Origin of the sequence: Achromobacter sp. EB05, from assembly GCF_044232075.1 — a bacterium.
GTDB classification, from domain to species: Bacteria; Pseudomonadota; Gammaproteobacteria; order Burkholderiales; family Burkholderiaceae_B; genus Achromobacter; species Achromobacter dolens.
On sequence record NZ_CP155917.1, the window covers coordinates 4,611,887 to 4,627,197 of the forward strand.

Here is a 15,311-nt window from a genome sequence, read left to right on the forward strand (position 1 = left end):
GCGCCTACAATGCGGTCATCTCCACGTTTTCCGACGACCTTTCCATGACGCTGTCTCACGGCCCGCTGGGCCAGAGCGTGACCTACGTCTCGCAATACGACCCCTCGCTGCTGTTCCCCATCGCCCGCGCCCACAACCGCGAGGCGCTCAACCTGGCGAGCGGCCCGCTGCCGTTCACCGGGGTGGACCTGTGGAACGCCTATGAGTTGTCATGGCTCGACGCCAAGGGCAAGCCGCGGGTGGCGATGGCCACGTTCTCGGTGCCGGCCGACAGTCCCAACATCATCGAGTCCAAGTCGTTCAAGCTGTACCTGAACTCGTTCAACCAGACCCGGCTGGTCAACTCGGCCGCCCTGCGCGGCCGCCTGGAACGCGACCTGAGCGCCGCCGCCGGCGCGCCCGTGGGGCTGGACTTCATCCTGCCGCAGCGCTTTGGCGAACTGCGCATGGGCGAATTGGACGGTATCTATATAGACAAGCTCGACATCGAGATCGACACCTACGAGCCGGCGCCCGAGCTGCTGCGCACGCGCGCCGGCGACGTGGTCGAGGAAACCCTGTGCTCGCGCCTGCTCAAATCCAACTGCCCGGTGACCGGCCAGCCCGACTGGGCCAGCGTGCAGGTCCGCTACCGCGGCAAGCCGATCGACCGCGAGTCGCTGCTGCGCTACGTGATCTCATTCCGCCAGCACGCCGAGTTCCACGAGCACTGCGTGGAACGCATCTTCACCGACATCATGCAGGCCTGCGCGCCCGAGCAACTGACGGTCTATGCGCGCTACACGCGGCGCGGCGGGCTGGACATCAACCCGTGGCGCAGCAACGTCGAGACGGCGCCGCCGGCCGACGTGCGCACGGTGCGCCAGTAAAAACGGTCGTCGTCCGCCCCGAGGCGAAAGACGCCCTTCACAGGCGGCGCCCCCGACGGCGCCGCCCGCCTCCCTACTTCACGAACGGCGCCGGCCGCGGCGTGTCGTCCGCCGAAGGCGGCAGCAGCGGGTACTGGATCGCCGGCTGGTCGCCCGTCAGGGTCTTCAGGAACGCCACGATCTGCGCGTTCTCGTCCGGCGTGAAGGTGCGGCCCAATTGCAGGCGGCCCATCACGTCCACCGCCTGCGTCAGGGTGGCGGCCTCGCCGTCATGGAAATACGGATAGGTCAACGCCACGTTGCGCAGCGTCGGCACCTTGAAGTTGAAGCGGTCGGCGTCCTTGCCGGTGACGGCGGCGCGGCCCTCGGCCTTGTTGTCGGTCTGGTACGGCGCCACCAGCCCCATCTTCTGGAACGAGTTGCCGCCCACCGCCACGCCGTTGTGGCACGCCACGCAGCCGCTGTTCTTGAACAACGTGTAGCCGGCCAGTTCCTGGACGGTCAGCGCCTTGTCGTCGCCCTTGAGCCACTGGTCGAAGCGCGAGTTCGGCGTCACCAGCGTTTCCTCGAAGGCGGCCAGCGCGCCCGTCACCTCGTCAATGGTGATGCCGTCCTTGCCGAACACCTGCTTGAACTCGGCGCGGTAGCCCGGAATGGAATTGAGCACCTGCACCGCCAGTTCGTGGGTGGAGGCCATTTCCATCGGATTGGCGATCGGGCCGCCGGCCTGCTCGCGCAGGTCCTTGGCGCGGCCGTCCCAGAACTGGGCGATGTTCAGGCTGGAATTGAGCACCGTGGGCGAGTTGATCGAACCCTGCTGCCACTTGTGGCCGATCGACGCCTTCAGGTTGTCCGCGCCGCCCATGCCCAGGTTGTGGCAGGAATTACAGGAGATCGCGCCCGAGCGCGACAGGCGCGGGTCGAAGAACAGCTTCTTGCCCAGTTCCACCTTGGCCGGGTCCTTGACCACCGCCGCCTCGATCGGCTGGATCGGTTCCTGGCGAGGCGCGCCCGACGCCTGGCCCGCCCACAGCGCAATGACGACACCCGCCGCGAGCATCGCGTGCTTCTTTCTCATGGCTTTCTCCTGTTGAATAACCTTATCCATACAAAGGTCATTACATCGGAGCCGGCCGGCGGGCGACTTGCGATGCGTCAAGGGCGCCGGCGCGTCGGCGCGCCCCGCAACGGCGGCTTGACCTGACGCAATCCGAATTGACTGCCTCGATCCGCCAGGCCGGCGGGCCGCGCGACCCGATCGCGTCAGTCGTTGGCGTCGAGCTGGCGCAGATGCGCCTCCAGGAAATCCACGCACACCCGCACCTTGGCCGAGGCGTTCAGCCGCGCCGGGTACACCGCCCAGATGTTGGCCTCCTGGCGGTACTGCGGCAGCACCGGCACCAGCTTGCCGGCGGCGATCAGCGGGCCCACGTCCCAGGCCGAGCGCAGGATGATGCCGCGGCCGTCCACCGCCCACTGCACCACCATCTCGCCATTGTTGGCCGACAGCGGTCCGCGCACCTTGACGGTGTGCTCGCGCTCGCCGCGCCGCATGCGCCAGACGCCGAAGGGATGATCGCGCTCCTTGATCACCAGGCAGTCGTGCGCGGCCAGGTCGTCCAGCTTGCGCGGCGCGCCGCGTTCGGCCAGGTATGACGGCGCCGCGCAAAGCAGCCTGTGGTTGGCGGCGAGCTTGCGCGCGATCACGTGCGGCGCGATATCGTCGCCGACCCGCACGTCCAGGTCGTAGCCCTCGGCGGCCACGTCGACCAGGCGGTCGAACACCTCGAAGCGCACCTGCACGGCGGGATGGCGCGACACGAACGCCGACAGCGCCGGCGCCACCACCCGCCGCCCGAAGCCGAAACTGCTGCAGATGCGCAGCAGGCCGCGCGGTTCGCGGCGCGTGACGCCGACTTCTTCGACCAGGTGCTCGACGTCGTCAAGAATGCGCTGGGCCCAGTGGTAGACGCGCTCGCCCGCCTCGCTGACGACCACGCGCCGCGTGGTGCGATGGAACAGCGGCGTGCCGAGGCTGGCCTCGAGCAGCCGGATGCGCTTGGTGACGTAGGCGGCCGACATGCCCAGGTCTTCGGCAGCGCGCGAAAAGCTGGAGGCGCGCACCACCGCGTTGAATACGCGCAGGTCGGCGGGGAGCAGGTCATTATTCACGATTCGTGCAGGGTAATTTCACGCAGTAGCCCATTGTAGATGGACTGTGGGGACACCTACCATGGCTGCCATCCCCTGCAACGCGCCCGACGGCGCGGCGCGGGACGCCCTTCCCCTTTTCTTTTCAGGTTCCGCATGTCCCACGTCCACAAAATCGCAGCCATCGCCGGCGACGGCATCGGCAATGAAGTCCTGCCCGAAGGCCTGCGCGCCGTTCAGGCCGCCGCCCGCCGCTTCGGCCTGGCGCTGCAGATCGACACCTTCCCCTGGGCCAACTGCGAGTACTACGCGCAGCACGGCGAAATGATGCCGCCCGACTGGAAGGAACAATTGCAGGGCTACGACGCCATCTTCTTCGGCGCGGTCGGCTGGCCCGCCACGGTGCCGGACCACGTGTCGCTGTGGGGTTCGCTGCTGAAATTCCGACGCGAGTTCGACCAGTACATCAACCTGCGTCCGGTCCGATTGTTTGAAGGCGTGCCGTGCCCGCTGGGCGGCCAGCGCCCGGGCGACATCGATTTCTTCATCGTGCGCGAGAACACCGAAGGCGAATACACCAACCTGGGCGGCCGCCTGTTCCCCGGCACCGAGCGCGAGATCGTGATCCAGGAATCGGTCTTCACCCGCCACGGCACCGACCGCGTCATGCGCTATGCCTTCGAGCTGGCCAGCCAGCGCCAGCGCAAGCAGCTCACGATCGCCACCAAGAGCAACGGCATCGCCATCAGCATGCCCTGGTGGGACGAGCGCGCCGACGCCGTCGGCCAGCAGTACCCCGACGTCAAGACCGACAAGCAGCACATCGACATCCTGGCCGCGCGCTTCGTGCTGCAGCCCCAGCGCTTCGACGTGGTGGTGGCCTCCAACCTGTTCGGCGACATCCTGTCGGACCTGGGTCCGGCCTGCACCGGCACCATCGGCATCGCGCCGTCGGCCAACCTGAACCCGGAGCGCGCCTTCCCGTCGCTGTTCGAGCCCGTGCACGGCTCGGCGCCGGACATCTACGGCAAGGGCATCGCCAACCCCATCGCCATGATCTGGTCGGGCGCGCTGATGCTGCAGTTCCTGGGCAGCCAGGACGCACACGACACCATCCTGGCCGCCATCGAACACTGCCTGAAGAACGGCCCGCGCACGCCCGACCTGGGCGGCCAGGCCCGCACCGAGGACATCGGCCGCGCCATTGCCGCCCATATCGAGGCGCAAGGCTGATCCCGGGCGGCAAGCGCTCTCCTTCCCAAGACGGCGGCAAATCCGCCGGCCCCAAAACAGAACGCCGCCCGAGGGCGGCGTTCTGCCTGCTGCGATGGCGGACGCGTCAGGAACGCGCCGGCACCGCGGCGGCGGGATCGGCCCGGCGCGCCTGCACCGCGATCCACTGCGCCAGCAGCGCGGCGGCGGCGAACGCCACGCCCGCGCCGATCCACGGTCCCTGGCGCAATCCCGCGTCCAGCAGCAGGCCGAAAGCCAGCGGCCCCAGCGCCGAACCGACGTCCATGCCGGAATACACCAGGCCGTAGACCGAGCCGGTCGAGCCCTTGGGCGTCACGCGCCGGATCAGCATGTCGCGCGACGGCGCGGCCACGCCCGAGCAGAAGCCGGCCAGCGCAACCACCGGCGCGGCGAACAGCGCCGGCACCAGGCCCAGCGCCAGCACCACCAGCGTCAGGCCGGCCAGGATCAGCGCCACCATCACCGTGCGCTCGGTGCGCGGGTTGGCCGACACCAGGAAGCCGCCGGCCGCCATGCCCACCGCCGACGCCACCATGTAGCCGGACAGCGCCGAGCTGGCCGCCACCTTGGACAGGTCGTACAGTTGGCCCAGCAGCGGAATGGTGTAGTTCTGCACCGACGACAGCGCGATCGAGGTGCAGGCGAAGAACAGGAACGCGCCCCATAGCGCCGGCTTGGACAGCAGCGTGGCCAGGGTCGTCAGCACGCCTTCCTGCGGCTTGGGCGCGGCGCGCGCGCCGGCCTTGGCACCGTCGGCCTGGGCCGGCTCCGCGCCGCCCAGCAGGTCGCGGCCCAGCACGGTCAGCAGCAGCACGAAGGCCACCAGCGCCGCGGCGCTGTAGGCCGCCACGCGCCAGTTGGCCAGCAGCGTGATCGAGGTCATGAACACGGGCGTCAGGGCCCAGCCCAGGTTGCCGGTCAGGCCATGGGTGGAAAAGGCATGGCCAAGGCGCGGCGCCGTGATGCGGTGGTTGATGATGGAATAGTCCGCCGGGTGGAACACCGAATTGCCGATGCCGCCGACCACCGCGGCCGCCATCAGCATGGGGTAGCCGGTGGCCGAGCCGATCAGCAGGCCGGACAGCACGAAACAGGCCAGGCCGAACCACAACACCGGCCGCGCGCCGATGCGGTCCACCACGAACCCGGACGAGGCCTGGCCGATGCCCGAGACCACATAGAAGGTCGACACCAGCAGGCCGAGGCGGGCGAAGTCCAGTCCGAACTCGTTGCCGAGCGACACGTACAGCGACGGCAGGACCAATTGGAAGAAGTGCGACGAGGCATGCGCCACGCCGATCAAGAGGATGATCTGCCAGTCGCGGCGGCGGACGGCGGCGTCCGAGGCAAGGGGGGATGCAGCGGTGGTCATTGCGCAAGGCCGCGGGCAGCGGCGAAAGGCGGCCGCCCCGGGGCGGCTCGCGGGTTGTCTCCAGCAACGTCCGGCCAGGCCGGCGTTGTCCCAATGGCGAATGCGGCGCATGGCCGGGCCGGTCGCGGTCCTCGCCCCGCCGGCTTCGCTCTTGATCTGTCAGGACGGCCCCGGGCGCGAGCCGGGCCGCCGCGGTTTACTGCGCCTTCTCGCGGATCGCGGGCCAGGCGCGCTGCAGGTAATACAGCATCGACCAGACCGTCAGCACCGCGGCCACGATGATCAGCACGTCGCCCAGCATCTTGGTGGAGATGCCGTGGATCGGCTGGTTGTACAGCAGGCACGGAATCGCCACCATCTGCGCGGCGGTCTTGAACTTGCCCAGCCGGTGCACCGCCACGCTGGCGCTGGCGCCGATCTTGGCCATCCATTCGCGCAGCGCCGAAATGGTGATTTCGCGGCCGATGATGATGAGCGAAATGAAGGCATCGACGCGGCTCAGATCCAGCAGCACGATCAGCGCGGCGCAGACCATCAGCTTGTCGGCCACCGGATCCAGGAACGCCCCGAACGCCGACGTCTGGTTCCAGCGGCGCGCCAGCCAGCCATCGAACCAGTCGGTCAGGGCGGCGATGATGAACGCCCAGGCGGCAAAGGTGTCGCGCACCGGCACGGACAACCAGCTTTCAGGCAGGTAGAACAGCCCTACCACCAGCGGAATCATGGCGATACGCAGCCACGTCAGAATTATGGGTACGTTAATTGGCATAGTGTCCGTATGCTACATCAGCCGGGTTGCACTGGCTGTCCCGGGGCCGCCGGGCGGCCGCCACCCGGCCGTCCGGAGCCTTATCCGCGCAGCGCCTCATAGATCCGTTCGGCCAGCTCCTCGGAAATGCCGTCCACCGACGCCAGGTCCTCGATGCTGGCCGAGGCCACCCCCGAAAAACCGCCGAAACGGGCCAGCAGGCGCTGGCGGCGGCGCGCCCCGACCCCTTCGATCTCCTCCAGCCGCGACACATTGCGGGTCTTGGCGCGGCGCGCGCGCATGCCGGTGATGGCGAAACGGTGGGCCTCGTCGCGCACCTGCGCGATCAGCATCAGGGCGGCCGATTCGCCGCCCAGCGCCACCGGCGGGCGGCCGTCGGCGAACACCAGGGTTTCCAGGCCGACCTTGCGCCCTTCCCCCTTGGCCACGCCCACCAGCGCCTGGATGTCCAGGCCCAGCTCGGCGAACACTTGGCGCGCCACCTCGACCTGGCCCTTGCCGCCGTCGATCAGCACCAATCCGGGCATCTGCGCCTCGCCGTCGGCCACCTTGGCGAAGCGCCGCGTCAGCACCTGGCGCATGGCGGCGTAGTCGTCGCCCGGGGTGATGCCCGCGATGTTGTAGCGGCGGTACAGCGACGGCTGCATGTCATGGTGCTCGAACACCACGCAGGAGGCCTGGGTGGCCTCGCCGGCGGTATGGCTGATGTCGAAGCACTCGATGCGCAGCGCGTCCAGCGCCGCCTCGTCGGTATCCAGGTCCAGCGCCTCGGCCAGCGCCAGGGTGCGGGCGGCGCGGGCGCCGGATTCGGTCAGGGCGCGGGCCAATGCCATCTCGGCGTTCTTGAGCGCCTGCTCCAGCCAGGCGCGGCGCGCGCCCTGCGGCCGCGTCAGCACGCGCGACGGACGGCCGCCGGCCTGCTCCACCAGCAGGTCGATCAGGCCGGCGTCGGGCAGCGCGTGCGAACAGACCAGCACTGGCGGCAGCGCGTTGTCGGTGTAGTGCTGGGCCACGAAGGCTTCCAGCACCTGCGGCGCGGCCTCGCCTTCGGCGTGGGTCGGGAAGAACGGCTTGTCGCCCAGGTGGCGCCCGCCCCGCACCATGGCGAGGTTGACGCAGACCTTGCCGCCGGCGATGGCGACCGCGACGATGTCGGTGTCCTCGCCGCTGACGTTTTCCATGGTCTGCTGGTGCAGCACCCGCGCCAGCGAGCCCATCTGGTCGCGCAGCGCGGCGGCTTCCTCGAAGCGCAGCGCCTCGGCGGCCTCCAGCATGCGGGCCTCGATCTCGCCCATCACATCCTTGGCCTCGCCGTTCAAGAAGCGCACCGCGCGCTGCACGTCCGAAGCGTAGTCCTGCGCCTGGATGGCGCCCACACAGGGCGCCGAACAGCGCCCGATCTGATGCAACAGACAGGGCCGCGAACGGTTGGCGAAGACGGTGTCCTCACAGGTGCGCAGGCGGAACACCTTCTGCAGGATCTGGATGGTCTCGCGCACCGCCCAGGCGTTGGGGAACGGGCCGAAGTATTGGCCGCGCTTGTTGGTGGCGCCGCGGTAATAGGCGATGCGCGGCCAGTCGTGGCCGGTGATCAGCAGGTACGGGTAGGACTTGTCGTCGCGGAACAGGATGTTGTAACGCGGCTTCAGGCTCTTGATGAGGTTGTTTTCCAGGATCAGCGCTTCGGCCTCGGAGCGCGTGACGGTGACCTCCAGCCGCGCCACCTTCGCCACCATCTGGGCGATGCGCGGGCTGGACAGGTTCTTCTGGAAATACGACGAGACGCGCTTTTTCAGGTCGCGCGCCTTGCCGACATACATGACCTCGCCGGCCGCATCCAGGTGTCGGTAGACACCCGGCAGATGCGGCAGGTCAGCCAGGAACGATTTGAGATTGAAGTCGTCGGGCATTCTGGTAACGGCTTTCGGCCTGCAGGGAGTCCCAGTCGAGCGCGTCGAAACGCGGCATCAACCGGCGGATGCGGGCCACGGACTCGGGCGCGTGGTCGAATTCGAGCCGCGCCAGCAGCTCGTCGGCCAGGTCGGGCCGGTTGCACACCAGCACCATGTCGCAGCCGGCGCCCAGCGCGGCCTGGGCGCGCGCCAGGATGTCGCCGGCGACGGACGCGCCTTCCATGGTCAGGTCATCCGAGAACACCACGCCATCGTAGCCCAGGCGGGTGCGCAGGATGTCCTGCACCCAGCGCCTGGAGAAGCCGGCCGGATGCTTGTCGACCTTGGGGTAGATCACGTGCGCCGGCATCACCGACGGCAGCACCGCGTCGCCCAGCCAGGCGTAGGGCGCGGCGTCGTCCTTGAGGATGCGTTCGAGCGGACGCGGATCGACCGGGATCTCGTGGTGCGAATCCGCGCCGACGAAGCCGTGTCCCGGGAAATGCTTGCCGCAGGCCGACATGCCGGCCAGCGCCAGGCCCTGGATCAACGCGCGCGACAGCATCGTCACCACCCGCGCGTCATGATGGAAAGCGCGGTTGCCGATCACCTTGCTGACGCCGTAATCCAGGTCCAGCACCGGCGTGAAGCTCATGTCCACGCCGCAGGCGCGCAGCTCGGCGGCCAGCACGTAGCCGGCCTCGGTCGCCAGGCGCATGGCGGTCAGCGGATCGCGGTCCCACAGCGCGCCCAGGTCGCGCATCGCGGGCAGCGGCGTGAAGCCGTCCTCGCGGAAGCGCTGCACCCGGCCGCCCTCGTGGTCGACCAGGATCAGCAGGCGCTCCTTGCGCGCCTTGTGGATCTGGCGGGTCAGCTCGGTCAACTGGCGGCGGTTCTCGAAATTGCGCGCGAACAGGATCACGCCCCCCACCAGCGGGTGGCGCAGGCGCTTCTTTTCTTCCTTGGTCAGCACGGTGCCGGCCACATCGACCATTACGGGACCGGGCAGCAGCGCCCGGGATTTCTTCTTGGCCATCGGCGTGTCCTTCTGTGTTGCTAGCCGGCCCCGCGGGCTCACGGCTTGCGTTCGACCACCACGTAGGCGGCGGCCATGTCGGATTCATCGGTAATGGAAACGTGCGCGGCGCCGAAGCGCTGCATGTACCATTCCAGCAGTTCGGGGGCGATCACCAGCACGGGCCGCCCCCCGGGCGCGTTCAGGGTCTGCACCCGGCGCCAGGTCATGGGCATGCGCATGCCCAGCCCCACCGCCTTGGAAAAGGCTTCCTTGGCGGCAAAGCGCGTCGCCAGGAAGCGCACGCCGCGCACCGGGTCGCGGGCGCGGCGCGCATGGAACTTGGCCAGTTCCTCGGGCCCCAGGATCTTCTCGGCGAAACGGTCGCCGTGGCGCGCCAGCGCGCGCTCGATGCGATCGATGCGCAGCAGGTCCATGCCGATGCCGCCGATGGCGGCCGGCGCGGGGACGGCGAGAGGGGCTTCGGGCTGGGACATCGCTGCGGCGCCGTTCAAGGGGATCGGGCCCGGGCTCAACGGCCGCGCAGCGCTTCCAGGCGGGCCTGCACCATCAGCGCCTTCATGTCGCGCACGGCCTTTTCCCAGCCGTCGAACACCGCCTGCGCCACGATGGCATGGCCGATGTTGAGTTCGGAAATGCCGTCCAGCGCCGCCACCGGCTTGACGTTGCCATAGTGCAGTCCATGGCCGGCGTTGACGCGCAGGCCATGGCGCAGCCCTTCGGCCACCGCCACGCGGATGCGCTCCAGCTCGGCCAGGGCGGCGTCGCCCTCGGCTTCGGCATAGGCGCCGGTGTGCAGTTCGATGACCGGCGCGCCCGCGCGGGCGGCGGCGGCGATCTGCGCCGGATCGGGATCGATGAACAGCGACACGCGGATGCCGGTCTCGGTCAGCAGGCCGACCGCGTCCGTCACCGCCGACAGCGCGCCGGCCACTTCGAGCCCGCCTTCGGTGGTCAGCTCGGTGCGTTTTTCCGGCACCAGGCAGACGTCATTGGGCTTGACCGCGCAGGCGATCTCCAGCATCTCGGGCGTGACCGCGCACTCCAGGTTCATGCGCGTGCGCAGTTGCGGCCGGATCGCGTAGACGTCGGCGTCCTGGATGTGGCGGCGGTCTTCGCGCAGATGCAGCGTGATCAGGTCGGCGCCGGCGTCCTCGGCGCGCAGCGCCGCGGCCACCGGGTCGGGATAGGTCGTGTGACGCTGCTGCCGCAGGGTCGCGACGTGATCGATGTTTACACCAAGTTCTATCATTGCACTTTCGTTGTTTCTTCCCAGCCGCCGCCCAACGCCTTGTAGAGTTCCACACGGTTGATCAGCGCGGCCAGGCCGGTTTGCACCAGCGCGAGCTGGGCATTGAAAAAGTCCACTTGCGCGGTCTGCACCTGCAGGTAGCTGTCGATGCCATTGGTATAACGCAGGTTCGACAGTTCCAGGGTGCGCGCCGACGAATCCTGCAACGCGCGCTGGGCGTCCAACTGCGCGCCATAGGTGGCTTCGCCCGCCAGCGCGTCCGAGACCTCGCGGAACGCCTGCTGGATGGTCTGCTCGTACTGCGCCACGGCGATATTGTCGCGCGCCTTGGCCAGGTTCAAGCCTTCGCGGATGCTGCCGCCGGCGAACAGCGGCGTGGTGATCGACGGCGAAAAGCTCCAGTAGCCCTGGCCGCCCTTGAACAGCGTATCCAGCGAGGGGCTGGCCACGCCGAACAGCCCGGTCAGCGAGATGGTCGGGAAGAACGCCGCGCGCGCCGCGCCGATGTTGGCGTTGGCCGACTTCAGGTTGTTCTCGGCGGCCAGGATGTCCGGACGGCGCTCCAGCAGGTCGGACGGCAACCCGGCCGGCACGCTCGCCAGCAACTGGTCGCGGCCGAACGGCGCCGGCGCCGGCAGATCATCGGGCAACGGCGTGCCCAGCAGCAGCACCAGCGCGTTGACGGCCTGAGCCTGGGCCCGGGCCAGTTGCGCCAGGTCGGCCGATGCCGTGTCCAGCAGCGACTTGGACTGGTTCAGGTCGAGTTCGGACGCCACGCCACCGTCGAAGCGGCGCTTGACCAGGTTGTACGACTCCTGGCGCGAGGCGAGGGTGCGCTGGGTCAGTTCGAGTTGCACCTGGGCGGCGCGCAGGTTGAAGTACGACTGCGCCACCGCGCCGATCAGCGTGATGTGGGTGCTCTTTTGCGCCTGCTCGGTCGACAGGTACTGCTGGTACGCCGCTTCCGACAGGCTGCGCAGGCGGCCGAACAGGTCGATCTCGAACGTGGTCAGGCCGATGCCGGCCTGGTACGAACTGCTGATCGAACCGGCGCCCGGCTGGCGCATGTTCTCGGGCAAGCGCTGGCGTTGGCCCTGGATGCCGGCGCCGATGCTGGGCCACTGCGCGCCGCGCTGCACGCCGTACTGGGCGCGCGCCTCTTCGACGCGCTGCACCGCCACGCGCAGGTCGCGGTTGTTGACCAGCGCCAGCTCGATCAGGCGCTGCAGGCGCGGATCGTGGAAGAACTCGCGCCAGCCCAGGTCGGCCGCGGGCGTGCCCGCCTGCGGCGCCACCGCCGACGCGGGCTGCGTGCCCAGCGACATCGGATTGGCGTACGCGCCGTACTGCACCTTGGGCTGGTCCGGCCAGTTGCCGGAGACCGGCGCGTCAGGGCGCTTGTAGTCGGGCGCCAGCGAGCAGCCGGCCAACGCCACCGCCACGAAGGCGGACAAGGCGGTCTGTTTGAACATCAGGGCGCTCATTCCTTGCCCTCCTGGCCACCGTTGGGTTGTGCGGGAGCGTCCGGCGGGGTCTGCCCCGCCGCCGCCTTCTTGGCCGCCTGTTCTTCCTCGAAGGCGCGCAGCTCGGCGCCCAGCAGGCGCGGCTTGGTCTTGAACAGTCCCAGCACCACCACGAAGAAGGTCGGCACGAAAATCACCGCGAACGGCGTCGCGGCCAGCATGCCGCCCAGCACGCCCAGGCCCACCGCGCGCTGGCTGGCGGCGCCGGCGCCGGTGGCCATGGCCAGCGGCACCACGCCCAGGATGAACGCCAGCGAGGTCATCAGGATCGGCCGGAACCGCAGGCGCGCGGCTTCCACCGCCGCTTCATAAAGCCCCATGCCGCGCGCGTACTGGTCCTTGGCGAATTCCACGATCAGGATGGCGTTCTTGGCCGCCAGCCCGATCACGGTCACCATGCCCACCTGGAAGTACACGTCGTTGGACATGCCCAGCGCGCTGACCAGCGCCACCGCGCCCAGCATGCCCAGCGGCACCACCAGCATCACGGAGATCGGGATGGCCCAGCTTTCATACAGCGCGGCCAGCACCAGGAACACCACCAGCAGCGACAGGCCCATCAGGATCGGGGCCTGGTTGCCGGCCTGGCGTTCCTGGTAGGACAGCCCGGTCCATTCGTAGCCGAAGCCCTGTGGCAACTGGGCCACCAGTTTTTCCATTTCCTCCATGGCCTGGCCGGTCGTGTAGCCGGCCGCGGCGCTGCCGCCGATGCGCATGGATTCGTAGCTGTTGTAGCGCACCACCTGCACCGGGCCCTGCGACCACTTGGCCGTCACGAACGACGACAGCGGCACCATGCCGCCCTGGGTGTTGCGGGCGTTCAGCTTGAGCACGTCCGACAACTGCATGCGGTACGGCGCGTCCGCCTGCACCCAGATGTTCTGCATCCGGCCCAGGTTGGGGAACTTGCTCAGGTAGGCGGAACCGACGGCGGTGGAGATCAGCGAGGCGGCCTCGTCGAAGTTCACCCCCAGCGCCGCTGCCTTGTCGCGGTCGATGTCCAGCGTCAGTTGCGTGCCGGCCGACAGGCCGGTGATGCGCACCTGCGACAGCACCGGGCTCTTCATGGCCATGCCCATCAGTTGCCCGGTGGCCGCGGCAAGCGCCTCGGTGCCGGCCGCGCCGCGGTCCTGCAGGCGCAGGTCGAAACCGGTGGCGTTGCCCAGCGACGAGATGGCCGGCGGCACCAGCGTGAACACCTGGGCGTCGTGGATGCCCATGAGCTGCTTCTGGAACGCATTGAACGCGATCGCGCCGGCCGAATCGCCCTTGCCCTTGCGGTCCTTGAAGTCCTTGAGCGTGGTGAAGGCGATGGCCGCGTTCAGGCCGTTGCCGTTGAAGCTGTAGCCCTGCACGGTGATGATGTTCTCGACCGCGGGGATCTGGCGGAAATAGGCCTCGACCTCCTCGATCACCTGCACCGTGCGGTTGGCGCTGGCGCCCGTGGGCAGCTCGATGTTGCTGATGACGTAGCCCTGGTCTTCTTCCGGCAGGAATGACGACGGCAGGCGCAGGTACAGCCAGCCCAGCAGGATCACCAGCACCAGGAACGCCAGCATCATGCGGCCGCCCTTGTGCAGGATGCGCGAGACCCAGTTCTGGTAGCCGTGCGTGGTGGCGTCGAACTTGCGGTTGAACCAGCCGAAGAAACCCTTCTTGTCGTTGTGGTGTCCCTTGGGCACCGGCTTCAGGATGGTCGCGCACAGCGCCGGCGTGAAGGTCAGCGCCAGCAGCGCCGAGAAGAAGATCGACACGGCCATCGCCACCGAGAACTGGCGGTAGATCACGCCCACCGACCCGCTCATGAAGGCCAGCGGCAGGAACACCGTCACCAGCACCAGCGTGATGCCGATGATGGCGCCGCTGATCTGCGGCATGGCCTTCTTGGTGGCCTCCTTGGGCGGCAGGCCTTCGGTCGCCATGATCCGCTCGACGTTCTCGACCACCACGATGGCGTCGTCCACCAGGATGCCGATAGCCAGCACCATGGCGAACATGGTCAGCACGTTGATCGAGAAGCCCAGCCCCAGCATGACCGCGAACGACCCCAGCATGGCCACCGGCACCACCAGCGCCGGGATCAGGGTATATCGCACGTTCTGCAGGAACAGGTACATCACCAGGAACACCAGCACCATGGCTTCGGCCAGGGTGTGCAGCACCTGCTCGATCGAGACCTTGACGTACGGCGCGGTGTCGTAGGGAATGGCGTAGGTGATGTTGCCGGGGAAGTACTTGGACAGTTGGTCCATCTGCTGGCGCACGCCCTGGGCGGTGGCCAGCGCGTTGGCGTCCGGCGACAGCACGATGGCGAAGGCCGCCGTCGGCTTGCCGTTCAGGCGGGCGCCGAACTGGTAGTTGTCGGCGCCGACCTCGATGCGGGCGACGTCGCGCAGCAGCACCTTGGAGCCATCGCTGTTGGCGCGCAGGACGATCTTGCCGAAACCATCGACGGTGCTGAGCTGGCCGTTGGCCACCACGGTGGCCGTGATGCGCTGCGAATCAGGGTTGGGCGGCGCGCCGATGCTGCCGCCCGACACCAGCACGTTCTGCGCGGCGATGGCCTGGTTGACCTCGGCCATGCTCAGGCTGAAGCCGACCAGCTTGGCCGGGTCGACCCAGATGCGCATGGCGCGCGGCGCCGCGAATAGCTGGAACTGGCCCACGCCCGACACCCGCGACACCGGGTTCTGGACGTTGCGGGTGATGTAGTCGGCCAGCGCCGTCTGGTCGAGCGAGCCGTCGGTGGACGACAGCGTCACGATCATCAGGAAGCCGGTGCTGGTCTGCTCGTACTTCAGGCCCTGTTGCTGCACCGCGGACGGCAGTTGCGCGATCACGTTGGACACGCGGTTCTGCACGTCCACCTGCGCCAGGTCGGGATCTCGCCCGGGCGCGAAGGTGGCGGTGATGGTCGAGGTGCCGTAGGAATCGCTGACCGACTCGTAGTAGATCAGGCCCTTGGCGCCGTTGAGCTTGTCCTCGATGATACTGGTGACCGACTCGGCCACTTCCTTGGCCGACGCGCCCGGATAGGTCGCGGTGATGGTGATGGCCGGGGGCGCCACGTCGGGATACTGCGATACCGGCATGTTGGGGATGGCCAGCACCCCCGCCAGCAGGATGAACAGGGCGACTACCCAGGCGAAAATTGGTCGATCAATAAAAAATTGCGGCATGTGGGCTGACTCTG

Annotated in this window: 12 protein-coding genes; 2 read left to right on the forward strand and 10 right to left on the reverse strand. The window is 68.4% G+C overall.

What is annotated here, in order from left to right:
* The first annotated feature begins 44 nt into the window (after nt 1-44).
* A complete protein-coding gene (gene queF, locus AAID08_RS20995) occupies nt 45-869 on the forward strand; it encodes an NADPH-dependent 7-cyano-7-deazaguanine reductase QueF (protein WP_054503219.1) in 825 nt (274 codons plus the stop codon).
* A gap of 73 nt (nt 870-942) precedes the next feature.
* Here the strand turns inward: queF and AAID08_RS21000 are convergent, their stop codons facing one another.
* The gene (locus AAID08_RS21000) at nt 943-1,947 is read right to left on the reverse strand and encodes a cytochrome-c peroxidase (protein WP_054503220.1); all 1,005 of its coding nucleotides are present in this window, start codon (nt 1,945-1,947) and stop codon (nt 943-945) included.
* A gap of 185 nt (nt 1,948-2,132) precedes the next feature.
* On the reverse strand, nt 2,133-3,041 hold the full coding sequence (locus AAID08_RS21005) for a LysR substrate-binding domain-containing protein (RefSeq protein WP_006384814.1): 909 nt from the start codon (nt 3,039-3,041) through the stop codon (nt 2,133-2,135).
* Nucleotides 3,042-3,176: 135 nt separating this feature from the next.
* On the opposite strand from AAID08_RS21005, the gene AAID08_RS21010 reads away from it, so the two are divergent.
* Entirely contained in the window at nt 3,177-4,253 is a 1,077-nt protein-coding gene (locus AAID08_RS21010) for a tartrate dehydrogenase (RefSeq protein WP_395756870.1), read from the forward strand.
* Nucleotides 4,254-4,359: 106 nt separating this feature from the next.
* On the opposite strand, the gene AAID08_RS21015 is transcribed toward AAID08_RS21010, so the two are convergent.
* From AAID08_RS21015 to AAID08_RS21050, 8 genes are all read right to left on the reverse strand, one after another.
* Complete coding sequence (locus AAID08_RS21015) at nt 4,360-5,646, reverse strand: MFS transporter (RefSeq protein ID WP_116792124.1); 1,287 nt, start codon at nt 5,644-5,646, stop codon at nt 4,360-4,362.
* A gap of 196 nt (nt 5,647-5,842) precedes the next feature.
* Nucleotides 5,843-6,415, reverse strand: coding sequence for a CDP-diacylglycerol--glycerol-3-phosphate 3-phosphatidyltransferase (pgsA, locus tag AAID08_RS21020; protein WP_006390551.1), 573 nt, complete (start codon nt 6,413-6,415; stop codon nt 5,843-5,845).
* Nucleotides 6,416-6,495: 80 nt separating this feature from the next.
* A complete protein-coding gene (uvrC, locus tag AAID08_RS21025; protein WP_049072758.1) occupies nt 6,496-8,325 on the reverse strand; it encodes an excinuclease ABC subunit UvrC in 1,830 nt (609 codons plus the stop codon).
* Nucleotides 8,288-9,343 carry a beta-N-acetylhexosaminidase gene (gene nagZ, locus AAID08_RS21030; protein ID WP_395756871.1) on the reverse strand — a complete coding sequence of 352 codons (1,056 nt, stop codon included), beginning with the start codon at nt 9,341-9,343 and terminating at the stop codon, nt 8,288-8,290. Before nagZ ends, uvrC begins: the two co-directional genes overlap by 38 nt.
* Nucleotides 9,344-9,381: 38 nt before the next feature.
* Nucleotides 9,382-9,819, reverse strand: a complete 438-nt coding sequence (acpS, locus tag AAID08_RS21035) for a holo-ACP synthase (RefSeq protein WP_395756872.1) — start codon at nt 9,817-9,819, stop codon at nt 9,382-9,384.
* 35 nt (nt 9,820-9,854) lie between these two features.
* The gene (pdxJ, locus tag AAID08_RS21040) at nt 9,855-10,595 is read right to left on the reverse strand and encodes a pyridoxine 5'-phosphate synthase (RefSeq protein WP_054503224.1); all 741 of its coding nucleotides are present in this window, start codon (nt 10,593-10,595) and stop codon (nt 9,855-9,857) included.
* The gene (locus AAID08_RS21045; RefSeq protein WP_054503225.1) at nt 10,592-12,079 is read right to left on the reverse strand and encodes an efflux transporter outer membrane subunit; all 1,488 of its coding nucleotides are present in this window, start codon (nt 12,077-12,079) and stop codon (nt 10,592-10,594) included. Before AAID08_RS21045 ends, pdxJ begins: the two co-directional genes overlap by 4 nt.
* Entirely contained in the window at nt 12,076-15,297 is a 3,222-nt protein-coding gene (locus tag AAID08_RS21050; RefSeq protein WP_395756873.1) for an efflux RND transporter permease subunit, read from the reverse strand. Before AAID08_RS21050 ends, AAID08_RS21045 begins: the two co-directional genes overlap by 4 nt.
* Nucleotides 15,298-15,311 lie beyond the last annotated feature (14 nt).